Raw genomic sequence first — 15,769 nt, forward strand, 5'->3', positions numbered from 1 at the left:
GATACAACTACGATTAGGGAGTGTGTTTTATTGTGCTTGTGGACAAGCCATTAATTTTAAGTAATCTGGTTTATCTGAAGGAAATTTGTGTCGAAACTCATTCGTGATTTGACCATTTTGGATAATAAAAACTCCGGGCATTTGAAATCCATCGCCTAATTGGGTGCCAAAACCATGGCCTTTAATCAAGCCGGCTTCAATTCCTCTTAACCAGGACCGAAATCCAAATAATTGATTAAACGTGCCTTTTAATAGACCAAATTCCTTATAGAAGAAGCAAGCAGGATCTGAAACACGAGGAACAGAACTCAAGCCATATCGCTCAAAATACTTACAAGCTATGTCTTCAGTTGACATATGCACCAGAATTAAACAATTCTTGTCAAATTTATGTCCGTTGAATAAATCATGCAATTCCTCAAGTGCTTCCCGGCAAAATGTACATCCAAAATGCCTCAAAAACACAAGAATTACATCTTGTTTAAGTGATTTTTGATAAACGGTTTCACCATCCGTTGTATGCATGCTACGAATTGCCTCATTGATGGAAGCCATGTTGTCAAAACAAGGCTTTGTGTTAAAAGTTTAAGAAACTACCGGAGGTAAATTGTCATATACATCCATAGTAGACTTGACTTCTAATGCGGATTGATGTAATAAAGCGGTTTCTTCCGGACTTAATTTTAGCTCTATTATTTGCTCTACCCCATTTTTGCCCAATTTTACAGGAACCCCCACAAAAACATCTTTTAATCCATATTGGCCATTTAGCTTAACACAACATGGAAAAATGCGTTTTTCATCTTTTGCGATTGCCTCAACCATTTGGGCTGCTGCAGCACCTGGCGCATACCAGGCTGAAGTCCCCATTAATTTTACCAATTCTCCTCCTCCCTGCTTTGTCCGATCAACAATAGCCTGAAGTTTATCCATAGCCAATAATTCTGTCACAGGAATGCCCGAAACCGTAGTTAATCTGGGTAAAGGCACCATAGAATCTCCATGACCACCCATTAAAATTGCCTGAATGTCTTTTGGACTTACATCCAAAGCTTCTGCTAAAAAGGCACGATAGCGGGCTGTATCCAAAATGCCTGCCATTCCAATCACTTTGTTTTCATGCAATCCGGCTACTTTATAAGCTGCATAGGTCATGACATCCAAAGGATTAGAAACTACTATGATAATCGGATTTTTTGAATACTTTAATACGGATGTCGTTACTGAATTAACAATTGCGGCGTTTGTACTAATCAAATCATCCCGACTCATTCCGGGTTTACGAGGTAAACCGGCAGTTATGACGACAATATCAGAATCTGCGGTTAATTGATAATCCTGAGTTCCTATTAACCTACTGGAATAATAATCAACAGGTGCCTGCTGCCAGGTATCCAGGGCTTTTCCAATCGCCATTTCAGCTTTTATATCCACCAATACAATTTCCCGGATAAAATCCTTGTGTGCCAAAACATTGGCAACAGTTGCACCAACATTTCCGGCTCCGATAACGGTAACTTTATTCATTTTTATACGTTATTAAATAATAGGGCAAAACTATTAACTAAGTATTAATTTTGTGCCCTTAATTGCACATATTTTAAATTTTTATAATGAATAGAATTTTATTTGTCTTTTTGATAGGATTTTTGATCCCAATCAGCGATTTCGCCCAGGAATTGGGAAAATGTGGCACCGGTTTGCATGAAAACATCAGCATTCGCGACCGGATGTTTGCAAATAGAGAAACATTTAAAGATCAGATAATCCAAAGAAGTGGGGCTCCTTATTACATTCCGGTTACTTATTGGATGGTTGCCAAAGCAGATGGAAGCGGCCGAATCACAATTAAAAATGTAATTGAAAACCTGTGTGCAATCAATAAAATTTATGAATCGCTGAATATGGTTTTCTATTTAAAAGCTGCCAATTCAATTAATAATTCATTTATTTACGATGATCCCAGCAGCACATTGGGTAAGGCATATATCAATCAATATATGTTGTCTAATAAAAATGCAGTTAATATTTTCGTCGGAAACATAGCAAATGCCAGTTCACCCGGGGTTTTGGCTTTTTATACTGGCGATGGAGATTATATTGTGTGTGGTAAATTGCACGTTGGACCCAACGGGACGACGCTAGCCCATGAAATTGGCCATTTCTTTTCCTTGCCACATACTTTTATAGGTTGGGAAGAAACTGATTATCTTACTGTGTCTAATAATTGTACCACCCCACCTCCCATTTCCATTTTTTATAGAGGCAATGAAGTTAAAACAGAATATGTGGATCGTGCGAAACCGGGCACCAACGGAAAATTACATTGCAATCAATCAGCTGATGGATTTTGTGATACCCCAGCAGATTACAATCTCGGCTTTGGATTTCAAGGACCTGGCTGTGTCTATACAGGTTGTGCAAAAGATCCGGATAATGTTAAATTGGATCCGAATGAAGCTAATTTAATGAGTTACTTTTTGGATTGTATTAAAGACTTTTCAGAAGAACAAAAAGCAGCTATTACAAAAGATTATTTATCTACTGGTAGAAGCTACCTTAAAAGCCCTGTTTATTCACCTAAGCCTGATGTTACAGATGCTGTCAATTATATAACACCAACCGGCAGCATTCCCCCATTGGGTTATGATACCGTTAGATTTGATTGGGATGATGTACCGAATGCAGATAAATATATATTTGAAATTGCCGAAAACATTGGATTTAATATCAACAATAAATTGTTTTTATTGTCTCATTCTGATACCGTTTTGTATAACCTAAAAAAGAATGCAAATCATTATTGGCGCGTTACTCCTTATAATTCAAACAGTTTTTGTGTCGTATCTAAAATTTCCAATTTCAGAACACCATCCTGGACTGTGGCAAATGAAAATATTGAACTTTCAGGATTAACTGTTTATTTCAGACAATATGAAGAAAATAAAATTTCTTTAATCATTCATTCGGAAAATAACCAATCACTGCAAATGCAGTTATTTTCAACCGATGGACAAGGAATTAGCAATACTAACTTTAAAGTACAAACGGGTACAAATTATTTTGAATTAGATAATTTACAAGCTGGTATTTATTTCTATAGAATTTCCGATCTTACTGGAAAATTTAATTCTGGTAAATTCATAAAATTATAATCAGTACATACATGAGGTTTTATATACTTCTTGCATTTTGCTTATTAAATGTGAGCACAAATGCTCAATCTTCTTATTGTGGCACGGGGAAAAATGATCAGCAGCATCTAATGACGCTTCGTGAAAATTTGCCGCACTTTGAAAAAGTTGACAACGGACTTATTTATATACCCTTACAAATTCACAACGTAGCCAATGATAATGCTGTTGGATTCTTTTCGAATTTAATCATATTCGAGGCATTGTGCACATTAAATCAGGATTTTTTACCCAGCGGAATTCAATTTTACCTTGAAAATGATATCAACTACATTCGCAATACTTCCTGGAATGATCATGCAGAATACGATAAAGGAGAAGAGATGATGTTGAAAAATAATTATCCTAATATTGTTAACTGTTATTTAGTCGCAAATCCAGCAGGTAACTGTGGTTATTATACATACAGAGGAGATGCAGTTGCTTTAAGTAAAAACTGCGTCGGCAAAAACAGCCATACCTGGGCACATGAACTTGGACATTATTTTTCATTGCCTCATACATTTTACGGTTGGGAAGGAATTAGGTACTCAAATGGAAAACAAACAGAAGATTATCAAAGTCAGGTATCTACTTCTATTGAAAATGTAGAACGTAAAAATTGTAAATCTCAAGCCGATAACTTTTGTGACACAGATCCAGATTATATAAGCAACCGTTGGACTTGTTCAGGTGATGGATTTAGTGGTTCAATATTACGCGACACTAAAGATTCTACTTTTCGTGTTGATGGAACCTTGTTTATGTCTTATTCTAATGATGACTGCATGAAAAGGTTTTCAGGAGATCAAATGAAAGCCATGTTGAATTTTTATAATGGCCCAAGAGCAAATCTCAAACGTGCAAATGTCAATCCAAAAACACTGGATCAAAATCCAATTGCATTGAATTTTCCAATAGACAGCGTTGTGATTCCATCGTCTAAAATACTATTATCATGGCAAGCTGTTCCAAATGCTACCTATTACAGCATTCAAGTTTCAAGAACTGAAAATTTTACAGTAATTGTTAAAAACCTCATGGTTACTACCCCCTATGTTGAGTTGGATTCATTAATTTCGAATAAAAACTATTGGTGGAAAGTCCGAGCTTTTTCTGATTTTGATTTTTGTGGAACCAGTTCAGAAGTTGCATTATTTAGAACGGATCAACTGGTTTCGACTGAAAATAAGTTGGATAACAATAATAAATCAATCCTAATACCAAATCCGGTATCAGGTACGCAAAGTTTTATTCTAAAAGATGGTAAACAGTTTATGTCTGAATCATTTAGGCTAAGCTCCATTTTTGGTCATCAAATTGAATTGAATGACAAAAGGGAATTAAACGATCATCTATTGTTTTCTATTAAGGATATACCCGATGGTATCTACATCCTTTCAACTAAAAATATTTCTGCAATTAAGCCAACAAAACTTGTTATAAAAACCAAATAAATGAATTTACACGAATATCAGGGAAAAGAATTATTGAATCGCTTTAACATTCGAACACAAAAAGGATATGTCGCATCAAACCCTGAAGAAGCTTTAGAAAATTATAACAGAATTGTTTTAGAAAGTAATGCAAATTTTGCTGTTGTTAAAGCACAAATCCATGCAGGGGGTCGCGGTAAAGGCGGAGGAGTTAAATTGGCGAAATCAAAAGAAGAGTTAATCCAATATTCATCCGACATTTTGGGAATGCATTTGAAAACACCTCAAACGCCCGGAGGAATGACCGGTCCAGGTAAATTAGTCACCAAGATATTGATCACTGAAGACTCCTATGTTCCTAAATTTGATCAATGTAAAGAATACTATTTTTCTATTCTTACAGATCGTAATTCGCAACAGAATGTAATTATTTATTCTCCAATGGGAGGAATGGATATTGAAAAAGTTGCGGAGGAAACTCCAGAGCTTGTATTTAAAGAGTTTGTTGATGCATGTTTAGGTTTACAAGATTTTCAATGTCGAAAAATAGCTTTTAATCTTGGTTTAAGCGGCAAAGCTTTTAAAGAGATGTTAGGTTTTACAAAGTCACTTTACCAAGCCTTTGTGAATTTAGATTGCAGTTTAATTGAAATTAACCCAACTCTTAAAAATGGCCATGATGAAATTGTTGCGGTTGATTGCAAATTGGTGATGGATGATAATGCACTTTACAGACATGCCGATATTGAAGCCATGAGAGATGAATCTGAAGAAGATCCTACAGAAATTGAAGCCAAAGCTTTTAATCTGAATTATGTTAAATTAGATGGCAATGTGGGTTGTATGGTCAATGGAGCCGGCTTAGCCATGGCTACGATGGATATCATTAAATTATCTGGTGGCAATCCTGCAAATTTTCTTGATGTTGGTGGAACTGCCGATGCAAGTCGGGTCGAACAAGCTTTTAGAATCATATTAAAAGATCCGGCGGTTAAAGCTATACTGGTTAATATTTTTGGAGGCATCGTCCGTTGCGATCGAGTAGCGCAAGGTATTGTTGATGCGTATAAAAATATGAAAGACATAAATATTCCTATTATTGTTCGACTGCAAGGAACCAATGCTGAAATTGCAAAGAAAATCATTGACGATTCAGGATTAGAAGTTCATTCAGCTATTCAATTGCAAGAAGCAGCTGATTTAATAAAAAATGTATTGAAACTTTAATTGGAGCAATTTAGTTTAAGCAAGCTTAATCTTTATATACGGCGAGTTATTGCTGTAAATTTCCAGGATCCGGTTTGGATTAATTGTGAATTACTAAATGTTAAGCAAAAATCAGGACATATATACCTTGAATTAATTGAAAAAGATGATAACAATCAAATCATCGCCCAATCTTCTGCTGTAATTTGGAAGACTGCCGTTGCCTCAATTCAAAAGAATAATCCGTTTGATTTATTTCAAATCTTAGTTGAAGGCAATCAGGTATTGCTGAATGTTACCATCGATTACAACGCACGTTACGGTTTAAAACTGATTGTTCAGGATCTGGATGGAACTTACACATTAGGCAAAATAATTCAAGGTAAAATTAAAATAATCGAGCGGTTAAAATCCGAACTTCTTTGGCAAAAAAATAAAAACAGCACATTGCCTTGTGCAATTAAAAATATTTCTCTAATCACAAGCTCAGACAGTGCTGGGTGCAAAGACTTTTTAAATCATTTAATTCAGAATCACTTTGGCTTTACTTTTAAAATAAAAAAATACGAAGCGGCCATGCAAGGGGCCCATACAGTCAATCAAATTTGTAATGCATTTGAGTTAATCAAGAAAGAAAATAAATTTAAATCAGATCTTGTAGTAATAATTCGTGGAGGTGGCTCAAAACACGATTTATTGGAATTTGATGATTATCTTATCTCAAAAGCTATTTCTGAGTGCCCCTACCCTGTTTTTACAGGCATTGGTCATTTTATTGATGAATCATTAGCAGATCTTTCTGCTTTTTCAGCCTTAAAAACTCCAACAGCCGTTGCTGATGAAATTCTTCACATCAATCAACAGTTTGAAATGGGTCTTATTTCAACTTATCAGGAAATTTGCAATTATGCTCTTGCGAAAAAGAATAATTATAAAACATCACTGGCCTCCATTGAGACCAATTTAATTAGCACGACTCGCAGAATTCTATTTGACCAGCAAAGCAAAGGGAATGAACTCCGCCACAATATTGAAATGTGTAAAAACAAATTACTTAATAAATATCACATGCTCTTTATTGAAATTCAGGGATGTTTGGATTTAAATGATCCTGATAAAATATTAAGCAAAGGGTATAGTCTGGTTTATAGAAATGGAAAGTTAGTTCAAACAATAGAAAACTTAAACGCCGGGGATTTGGTTGATACTAAATTAATTAATGGTACTTTTAAAAGTAGAATCACAGATATATGGCCACAAAAAAGTTAAATTACAACGATGCCATGGAGCAATTGCAGGTTCTCTATACCCAACTTAAGGAAGATAAAATTCCACTTGAAAACTTACCTGAGGAAATACGCAAGGCAAGAGGGCTTCTCCAATACTGCCAGGAACTGCTAAGGTCAATAGAACAGGAAATCGAGCCTAAAGAATAATTTTTTTATTGCACTGATAACCTTTTCTGAAATGTGCAATCCTTTCATGTAATTTATTATTCACCCTAAAATTAATTAACATGAAAACGATTTCATTTATTGGCTTATTGCTTTTGGCAGTTTCTTGTCAAAAAGAGGCTCTTCAAATCCCGGATACTTTAAAAGTAGTTACCGAAGCGATCCCTGAAAATTTGAAACAAGCAGTTGGTCCTTGCAATTCTAAATTTGATTGCGCAGAATTAATTGCCGTTAAATTAAGCGAACTTCAGAAAGAAGCAGACAGAATATGTAGTTCTGTTACCGGAGAAGTGTATTGCTGTTCCAGAGGAATTAAAATTGGATATTCCCTCTTTGTAAGCCCAAAATCAAGTGCTTGTTTTGAAGAAAACATACTTGAAGCGGATGGTCCAAAACTTGTGGACAAACGATTGAACTTTAATATCAAAATTCAAAAGTATGGTTGTTTTGCAGGTGGTATCACCTTGATTCCGATCGTTTTGGATGAAGATTTGAAAGGTCAAAAAACCGGCTACGTATTTAGATGGAATTTAGATGACCAACCATTAATTGATGGTCAGAGAGTCGAATGTTCTTATAATATGAGGTATACCTTATATGTAACCAGAATCTCAGATTTAAAAACCCTGGCATTTCAAGGATTTGTAATTAATCCGATTGATAAATAAAACAAATTACCTGACTTTTACAAGGCCATTGGTTGATCCGATGGCCTTTTTTATTTTATTGTGTTTTGGAGCTCCAGAGAAGCTTGGTTAAACGACGACTAAAAAGCTTAATATCATCCCAGGCATTGCGATCACGCATTGCTGACCAGGTAATAAAAATTCCTGGAATCGTGAGAATAATGCAAGGCAACCATGCCGCCCATACAGTTGGGATTTTTAAACCTTCGGTTAATCGTTTACAAAACGTATTAAGAAGAATATAAGCAGCAAAAACCAGTATACAAATAATAAAAGGATAGCCATAGCCGCCTTTTCTGACAATAGCGCCTAAAGGCGCACCTACAAATATGAATAAAAGACACACTACTGCCAGCGAGTACTTAATAAAAAGTTCATATTCAAATTTTGCTTTTTGTACTTTAATTTGACGAGTCTCCTTAACAAACGTATTTCTGCGTTCAAGATTGATTTCAACATTTTGAATAATTTTTGTTGACAAAGGCTTAAATAGATCTGTTCCTTTGGTTTCATAATCACAGATCAAGCTATCAAGCAAGGCAAGATTTTGCTTAGAGTAAAAATGTGTAAACGGACTCGATTTAGTAATGGTATCTTTTTTATTATTTAGAATTCGGTCAAGGGACAAGGTGGTAAGCAAATCATGGTTTTTTCGATTGAGTGTACGACCAATACTGTCAATTTCTTGTCTTAACTGCTGACTATTCTTCATTCGTTTATCATTCTTAAACAAATCTTCATCCGTTCGATCTAATTGGAATTCACTCAAATCAAAAACCTTTGTCAATTCATTAAATGAAGTTCGAATGTAGGGAAGTTCCGATCCTGAAGAATTCCGCCTGCCAGGATCCTGGTAAACGGTCCCGTGCTGTAAAACCATAACCATATATTTTTCCTCATCCGTAACATACATCTTTCCAGATGCTGCAGATATTGTAGTTTTTTCACCGGAATTTTCAAATTTACTGTGATCGTAAATCAAAATATCTGAAATATCATTACCATTAGAACTCTTGTGCCCGATTCGAATGGTATAACCATAAAAGTCATCATTAAACACAGCTTCATCCAATCCCAAGGTGGGTTTTTGGCGTTTAAGATCATGCAAACGGCTTAGGTATTTAAGATTTGATCTTGGGATTATATAATCAGAACAAATCCATGAAAAAAGGGCTACAAATAGTGCTAAAAGCATTACAGGCAGCATAATGCGAAACAATGAGATTCCAGCTGACTTCATACTGGACAGTTCATATTGCTCCCCTAAATTCCCAAATAAAAAAACCCCTGCCATTAACACACCAATAGGCAAAGCCAATGGGGTCAATGAAAAACTCAGGTAAAATAGAAATTCTAAAATAACAAAAATACCGGCTCCTTTGCCTAAGATATCATCAATGTAAAGCCAAAAAACCTGCATAACCAAAACGAATAAGGCCATGAAGAATGATATGAAAAAAGGCGGTATAAAGCCTTTTATCAACATAAGATCTATTTTCTTAATGGCTATCATGGTAAATCAAGAAGCATCAATGGCTATAAACACTTAATAAAGTAAGGCAGTTTTAAACGTATAAGCTCGTCAGTCATTAAGATATGGCTTGTGTCACCAACATTAAACGTATCAACAACGACAGAATAATATTCAGATTGTGGAAAATTATACTTGAATGCTTTCTTAAATCCTTTATTTTTTATGATTTTAAGCTGATTTTCAGCATTTTGTGGAATCAGAAAACTACCCGCAATGATAAAACAACGATTTGAATCTGCGTAAAAGGATGCCTTTATTAACTTAGGCTCTGTATCTAATACTGGTCTAACATAAGCATGCCCAAATCGACTAAATTGAAATTGCAATAACAAAACAGTTCCTAATCCAAAACAAATGAGACGATTCATGAATGCAAATCTATTTCAATATGGGGATTTCGGGTTTATTTTGCAGTGAAAAGGATTCATATGCGCGTACTATTTATGGGAACACCAGAGTTTGCAATTCCATCATTAGATGCGATTCATCGCGAACATACAATAGTCGCTGTCATTACATCACCCGACAAACCTGCTGGCAGAGGCCATCAATTGCAGGTATCCGCTGTAAAATCCTACTGCCTAAATCATGAGATACCTCTTTTACAGCCAAAAAACCTTAAATCTGAGAAATTTCTAAATCAGGTCAAAAGACTTAATCCAGATATCAACGTCATCGTTGCATTTCGAATGTTGCCACTTTCACTCATTCACTTACCAAAATTTGGATCTGTAAACTTGCATGCTTCCCTTCTTCCTCAATATAGGGGAGCTGCACCAATTCAACGGGCGATCATGGCCGGAGAAACAAAAACGGGTTTAACCGTTTTTAGGTTAGCGCATGAAATTGATACCGGGGATCTAGTTAATTCGCTGGAATTGCCAATCGGTTCCGATGAGACAGGTGGCGAATTGCATGATAGAATGGCCCAGGCAGGTGCCCCCCTTTTGATAAAAAGTTTAAAAGAAATAGAATCCAATACTGCTAATTATAAAACACAGAATGATGAACAAGCCAGCGCGGCTCCAAAAATATTCAAAGAAGATTGTCAAATTGACTGGACAAAATCGACCGCAGTTATTTACAATTTAATTCGGGCACTTATACCCTATCCTTGCGCATGGTTTAATGAAAAGGGAAAGATGTATAAAATTCACAAAGCATCAAAAATAAATCAGTCCCATACCTTAGTTCCCGGAGAATGGCTTATAGAAACTGATTCATTAAAAATAGCATGTACAGATGGATTTATACAAATATTTGAAATTCAAGCAGAAGGTAAACGCAAAGTCACAGCCAAAGAATTTATAAACGGATTGCAAAATCGAGACATTAAAAAACTGGAATAGCATCAATTAATTCCCTGGTATATTCATGTTTTGGGTGGTTAATTACTTGCTCACAATTGCCGTATTCAACAATTTTGCCGGAATTCATAACAGCAATCCGATCGGCTATAAATCTAACAACAGCCATATCATGTGTAATAAACAACATGGATAATTTAAATTCATCGCGTAAATCTTTTAATAGATTTAGAATTTGCGCCTGAACTGAAACATCTAATGCTGACACGGGTTCATCGCACACCAGAAATTTAGGCTCAAGTGCTAAAGCTCTCGCTATACAGATCCGCTGTCTTTGACCCCCGGAAAACTGATGTGGATACCTGTTATATTGGTCTTCCTGCAAACCTACTTTTACTAAAAGTTCATAAACACGTTGGATAGCCATTCGCCTGTTTGGAAAAAGATTGTGAACTAAAATTGGCTCGAGTATAGCATCACCTATCGTTTGCTTTGGGTCTAATGCAGAATATGGATCCTGAAATATTAATTGCATATCCTTACGCAGCAATTTCCATTCTTGCTTGTTTAAATTATTTATTTGACTGCTTCGATATTTAATGATTCCCTCTGAAACAGGGGCTAAATTTAAAATTGCTTTCCCAACAGATGATTTCCCACTTCCTGATTCGCCAACTAAACCCAATACTTCACCTTCATATATTGTAAAATTCACATCATTTACAGCATGAAATTCCTGCTTATTATATCCAAAAAAGCCAGATTTTAATGGGTACTTAACATGTACATGCTCTAATTGAATCAACTTATCATGTTGAAATAGTTTTGTTAAATCATTTTCAATCTGTTCTACAGAAATTGATGAAAAAAGTGAATCTTGATCATCTGGTAATTTATTTTCGCTAATAGATTCTTTGGTCAACAATCTATTTAGTCTTTTATTTAATGGAGGTCTGGCTTTAATTAAAGCTTTTGTATAGTCTTGTTGTGGATGACTAAAAACAACATCTACGGGACCCCGCTCAATAATTTGGCCCTTATACATTACCAAAACATCATTACACAATTTCTTGATTACATTCAAATCATGACTTATAAATAAAATGGATATATTTAGTTCGGTGTTTAGTTTTTTTAACAGATCGATAATATGCTTTTGCAAGCTTACGTCCAGTGCCGTGGTTGGCTCGTCCGCAATGATTAATTTTGGACTGCAACTAATGGCGAGTGCAATTAAAACTCTTTGGAGTTGTCCGCCGGATAATTGAAAAGGATAAGATTTGTATATCCGATCCAGATCTTTTAAACCGACTAAGTCAAAACAATGCATTACCCGATCTCTAATTTCTGCTGCATTTCCCATTTTGTGAGCCCTAAGACCTTCAGAAACCTGAAACCCGCAACTTAATAAGGGATTTAGAGACGACATGGGTTCTTGGAAAACCATGCCAATTTTACGCCCTCTGAATGACCTGATTTCCTTTTCGTTTAACTTAGCTAAATCAGTGATTTGTCCATTTTCTTGAAATAAAATCTCACCGCTACTAAATTGGGCAGAAGGATCCAGTAATTGTAAAATGGAGAGTGCTGTCAATGTCTTGCCGGATCCAGATTCCCCTACAATACCTAATATGGAGTTCTCTGGAATTTCAAAGTTAACAGAATCAAGGGTTTTGGAATAACCGCTTGCATTATTAAAACCCAGAGTTACATTTTTTACATCTAACAAATTCACTTCACAAATAAAGCAATAAAGTCGAACTATTTGTTTACATTGTAGATACTAATTTTGCATAAATTAGGTTGATACATAAAACATACACATTCTATGAGAAAATTATTAAAAGTAGGCCTTTTTATCATTTTAGGCCTTTTGGCATTAGCATTTATAATACCCATATTTTATAAATCCACAGTTATGGAGGCTATTAAAACTCAAGCAAGTAGCTCCATTAACGGCAAATTTGAATTCGAGGATGCCAGCATTTCCTTGTTTCGGGACTTCCCTAATTTAGCTATTTCAATTGAAAAACCGCAATGTTTGGCATACGTAAACCAGGATACCTCCTTGCTATTCAGTGGGGAAGAAATATTTATCAGCCTAAGCCTTTGGAAATTAATTAGGGATCGTAAAAATACCGTAATTAACTCATTCGGTTTAATTAAACCAATCATTAATTTCATACAATTTGACAGCTTACACAATAATGCTCAAATCTTAAAAACAGACTCAAGCACAGAACCAGTCAGTTCGAAGACAACTCTTGAAATTAGTCACTATTTCATAGAGGAAGGTGAACTAAATTATATTGATAATTTTAGCAATACTTCTAGCAAGATCAGTAATTTAAATCATTCTGGAAACATTGTTCAAATGAATGATATTCTGAATCTTGTTTCAAACACACAAATTCAATCAATAAATTATTACTCAAATGGAATTCCCGTGATTGAAAATTTAACATTAGATTCTAAATTAAATTTAGCTTATTCCGAACAAAATTCAAAATATGTAATCAAGGAATCTGAATTCAATTTAAATAATTTAAAACTACTATGCAAAGGAGATATTCAATTACTAAAAGATTCAACCATAATGAATCTTGCGATTGAATCTCCGGGAAATGAGTTTAAAGATTTGTTTTCCATTTTGCCAAATGCATTTACAAAAGATTACAAATCTGTTGAATCAAGCGGGACTTTCATGTTTAAAATTGAATTAAATGGAATTTATTCTACTTTAAACAAATTTTATCCCAATTGGAACATCCAATGTTCAATTGATAATGGTTCACTTAAATACCCACAAAAGCAATTAAAAATTCAAGATGTGGCTTTGGAAATCAAATCAGGCAACTCAGATATTTCAGGTAAAGATGCGTATTTGAACATCAATTCATTTAAAATGAATCTAAATAATCAATTATTGAATGGTTCACTACAGCTTACAGATATTTTTCAAAATACCACAGTGGCAGGTACAATCAAAGGCATTCTCAATCTTTCAGATTTAAGCGCGTTCTATCCAATGGCTCCTGGTACTGAGTTGTCCGGAGCAATTAAACCTGATCTTGAATTTAATTTTAATCAAAAAACCATAGAAAACAATCAATATTCCGATGTAAAATTACAGGGAAGCGTTTTATGTGATTTAATTAAATACAAGACAAAAGATTTGCCTGAAATCAAAATCGATCAGGCAGTTATTAAAATTTCTCCTGAACTTATCGTAATAAATGAGCTAAATAGTTCATTTGGAAAAAGCGATTTGAAGGCCAATCTTTCATGGCAAGAGCCTTTAAAATATTTTACACCTGCTTCAAGCGTCAAACTAAAAATTGTAAGCAATAGTAATCTGGTGGACTTAACAGAGTGGATAACAGAACCCTCACCATCACAAAGCAAATCAAATGACGCTTCATTGAATTCAAATGCTTTGGAAGGATTACAAGTATCCTTTGAATCAAATATTTCCAAATTAGTTTACCCAGAATATAAAATCAATGCAGTAAACGGTTCGGGCGAATTAATTGGCGATCAATTGATACTTCATAATTTCTCGGCTGAAATTAATAATAACCAAATTCAAGGCAAGGGGACCTTTACTAATTTAGCTGGGTATATGTTTCAAGACAAGGTATTGAATGGAAAAATGCAGTTGAGTGCTACTGTCTTTGATGCCGATCAATTTCTTAAATCAGACACAAGCGTCCAATCAAACTTACCCGTATCAACAGAAGCATTTCAAATCCCCCCTGAATTTAATTTTGATATTGCATTTAATGCTAAACAATTTATTTACCGACCTCTTATTATGAATGCTTTACAAGGTCAAATGCAAATTGTAAATTCTGAAATACTATTTCAGAACATTAATTCAAATGCGATGGGAGGAAAAATGTTTTTAAACGGATTATACAGTACAAAAGAACCCAGTAACCCTACTTTTAACTTTAAATATGACATGTCAAAAGTTCAGTTTTCCAATGCATTCAATTCTATATTAAGCATAAAGAAACTTGCTCCTATTATGCAGTACATTCAAGGATTTTTTAATAGCAATATCATTTTCCAGGGAAGCTTGGATAAATCGCTAAATCCAATATATGAAAGTATCAATATTGAAGGATTTGTTGAAACATTGGAAGGATCAATAAAAGGATTTAAACCATTAGATCAACTAGCATCTAAATTAAATATTTCATCATTGAAGAATTTAGATTTAAAAAATACCAAGAATTGGCTTACCGTTAAAAATGGATTCGTCACTTTAAAGGATTTTAATAAAAAAATTGATGATATTGGTATTACAATAGGCGGCAATCATAAAATCAGTGGAGAAATGGATTATAACTTTCTCTTTAACATTCCGAAGAATAAAGTTGATGGCATAACAAAAGCAATAAACCTTGATAAAAGTTTGGAAAAACTGTCTGGCACGCTTGCTAAATATGGAGTAAATGGTTTAAATAGTAAATCCTTAAACATTGCAGTAGCCATGAAAGGAAGTTTAACTAATCCACAATTTAATCTAAAATGGGTCAATGAAAAAGGGGAAGAGCAAAATGAATCTACTATTGGCAATGATTTGAAAAATTCAATTAAAGACAGTTTAACAAATCGGGCTGAACAAGAAGTTGATAAATTAAAAGACAAAGCGGCTTCAGAACTGAATAAATATGAGGATAGTCTCAGAAAAAAAGCTAATGAAAAAGCTGATTCTTATAAAGACGAAATCTTGGAAAAGGCAGGTAAACAAGCAACAAAATCTATTGATTCCAATATTCTTAATAAAGCTAAAGATATATTAAAAAACCCCCTGGATAGCATTAAAAAGCCAGGTGATAAAGTAAATGTAGATGATATTAAAAATAAAATGAAAGAATGGAATCCATTCAAAAAAGAAAAGAAGTAACTCATTACTAAGTTACTTCCTTTCTTTTAGTTAAAATTTTAAATTTTTGTATCCCGGC

Annotated in this window: 13 protein-coding genes; 8 read left to right on the plus strand and 5 right to left on the minus strand. The window is 34.5% G+C overall.

From position 1 onward, the window contains the following. Window positions 1-27: 27 nt before the first annotated feature. The gene (locus IPJ80_13485) at window positions 28-555 is read right to left on the minus strand and encodes a redoxin domain-containing protein (protein ID MBK7914497.1); all 528 of its coding nucleotides are present in this window, start codon (window positions 553-555) and stop codon (window positions 28-30) included. Between the two features lie 30 nt (window positions 556-585). Then, window positions 586-1,527 (minus strand): malate dehydrogenase, encoded by a 942-nt coding sequence (gene mdh, locus IPJ80_13490; GenBank protein ID MBK7914498.1) that lies wholly within the window; start codon window positions 1,525-1,527, stop codon window positions 586-588. Between the two features lie 86 nt (window positions 1,528-1,613). On the opposite strand from mdh, the gene IPJ80_13495 reads away from it, so the two are divergent. The 6 genes from IPJ80_13495 to IPJ80_13520 all read left to right on the plus strand — a co-directional run bounded on the left by IPJ80_13495 (window position 1,614) and on the right by IPJ80_13520 (window position 7,937). Further along, window positions 1,614-3,155 carry a T9SS type A sorting domain-containing protein gene (locus tag IPJ80_13495; protein MBK7914499.1) on the plus strand — a complete coding sequence of 514 codons (1,542 nt, stop codon included), beginning with the start codon at window positions 1,614-1,616 and terminating at the stop codon, window positions 3,153-3,155. 11 nt (window positions 3,156-3,166) lie between these two features. Then, window positions 3,167-4,630 (plus strand): hypothetical protein, encoded by a 1,464-nt coding sequence (locus IPJ80_13500; protein ID MBK7914500.1) that lies wholly within the window; start codon window positions 3,167-3,169, stop codon window positions 4,628-4,630. Next, on the plus strand, window positions 4,631-5,836 hold the full coding sequence (gene sucC / locus IPJ80_13505) for an ADP-forming succinate--CoA ligase subunit beta (GenBank protein MBK7914501.1): 1,206 nt from the start codon (window positions 4,631-4,633) through the stop codon (window positions 5,834-5,836). Continuing rightward, the gene (gene xseA / locus IPJ80_13510; protein MBK7914502.1) at window positions 5,837-7,084 is read left to right on the plus strand and encodes an exodeoxyribonuclease VII large subunit; all 1,248 of its coding nucleotides are present in this window, start codon (window positions 5,837-5,839) and stop codon (window positions 7,082-7,084) included. It abuts the gene before it with no gap. Further along, window positions 7,066-7,251 carry an exodeoxyribonuclease VII small subunit gene (xseB, locus tag IPJ80_13515; GenBank protein ID MBK7914503.1) on the plus strand — a complete coding sequence of 62 codons (186 nt, stop codon included), beginning with the start codon at window positions 7,066-7,068 and terminating at the stop codon, window positions 7,249-7,251. Before xseA ends, xseB begins: the two co-directional genes overlap by 19 nt. An 80-nt stretch (window positions 7,252-7,331) precedes the next feature. Continuing rightward, complete coding sequence (locus IPJ80_13520; GenBank protein ID MBK7914504.1) at window positions 7,332-7,937, plus strand: hypothetical protein; 606 nt, start codon at window positions 7,332-7,334, stop codon at window positions 7,935-7,937. Between the two features lie 55 nt (window positions 7,938-7,992). Here the strand turns inward: IPJ80_13520 and IPJ80_13525 are convergent, their stop codons facing one another. Continuing rightward, window positions 7,993-9,441: an LptF/LptG family permease gene (locus IPJ80_13525; protein ID MBK7914505.1), complete on the minus strand. Its 1,449-nt coding sequence runs from the start codon at window positions 9,439-9,441 to the stop codon at window positions 7,993-7,995. Between the two features lie 50 nt (window positions 9,442-9,491). Continuing rightward, the gene (locus tag IPJ80_13530; protein ID MBK7914506.1) at window positions 9,492-9,857 is read right to left on the minus strand and encodes a hypothetical protein; all 366 of its coding nucleotides are present in this window, start codon (window positions 9,855-9,857) and stop codon (window positions 9,492-9,494) included. 60 nt (window positions 9,858-9,917) lie between these two features. Between IPJ80_13530 and IPJ80_13535 the strand changes: the two genes are divergently transcribed. Beyond that, window positions 9,918-10,838 carry a methionyl-tRNA formyltransferase gene (locus IPJ80_13535; protein MBK7914507.1) on the plus strand — a complete coding sequence of 307 codons (921 nt, stop codon included), beginning with the start codon at window positions 9,918-9,920 and terminating at the stop codon, window positions 10,836-10,838. Here IPJ80_13535 and IPJ80_13540 read toward each other — a convergent pair. After that, a complete protein-coding gene (locus tag IPJ80_13540; GenBank protein MBK7914508.1) occupies window positions 10,822-12,531 on the minus strand; it encodes an ABC transporter ATP-binding protein in 1,710 nt (569 codons plus the stop codon). The genes IPJ80_13535 and IPJ80_13540 overlap by 17 nt on opposite strands. A gap of 93 nt (window positions 12,532-12,624) precedes the next feature. Between IPJ80_13540 and IPJ80_13545 the strand changes: the two genes are divergently transcribed. Then, complete coding sequence (locus IPJ80_13545) at window positions 12,625-15,711, plus strand: hypothetical protein (GenBank protein MBK7914509.1); 3,087 nt, start codon at window positions 12,625-12,627, stop codon at window positions 15,709-15,711. The last annotated feature ends 58 nt before the right edge of the window (window positions 15,712-15,769 follow it).

It is taken from the genome of Saprospiraceae bacterium, from assembly GCA_016714025.1.
Taxonomy (GTDB): Bacteria; Bacteroidota; Bacteroidia; order Chitinophagales; family Saprospiraceae; genus Vicinibacter.

Excerpts from the sequence above, each read along its gene's own strand:
- IPJ80_13485 (MBK7914497.1), bottom strand. The coding sequence starts at position 555 with ATGGCTTCCATCAATGAGGCAATTCGTAGCATGCATACAACGGATGGT.
- mdh (MBK7914498.1), bottom strand. The coding sequence starts at position 1,527 with ATGAATAAAGTTACCGTTATCGGAGCCGGAAATGTTGGTGCAACTGTT.
- IPJ80_13495 (MBK7914499.1), top strand. The coding sequence starts at position 1,614 with ATGAATAGAATTTTATTTGTCTTTTTGATAGGATTTTTGATCCCAATC.
- IPJ80_13500 (MBK7914500.1), top strand. The coding sequence starts at position 3,167 with ATGAGGTTTTATATACTTCTTGCATTTTGCTTATTAAATGTGAGCACA.
- sucC (MBK7914501.1), top strand. The coding sequence starts at position 4,631 with ATGAATTTACACGAATATCAGGGAAAAGAATTATTGAATCGCTTTAAC.
- xseB (MBK7914503.1), top strand. The coding sequence starts at position 7,066 with ATGGCCACAAAAAAGTTAAATTACAACGATGCCATGGAGCAATTGCAG.
- IPJ80_13520 (MBK7914504.1), top strand. The coding sequence starts at position 7,332 with ATGAAAACGATTTCATTTATTGGCTTATTGCTTTTGGCAGTTTCTTGT.
- IPJ80_13525 (MBK7914505.1), bottom strand. The coding sequence starts at position 9,441 with ATGTTGATAAAAGGCTTTATACCGCCTTTTTTCATATCATTCTTCATG.
- IPJ80_13530 (MBK7914506.1), bottom strand. The coding sequence starts at position 9,857 with ATGAATCGTCTCATTTGTTTTGGATTAGGAACTGTTTTGTTATTGCAA.
- IPJ80_13535 (MBK7914507.1), top strand. The coding sequence starts at position 9,918 with ATGCGCGTACTATTTATGGGAACACCAGAGTTTGCAATTCCATCATTA.
- IPJ80_13545 (MBK7914509.1), top strand. The coding sequence starts at position 12,625 with ATGAGAAAATTATTAAAAGTAGGCCTTTTTATCATTTTAGGCCTTTTG.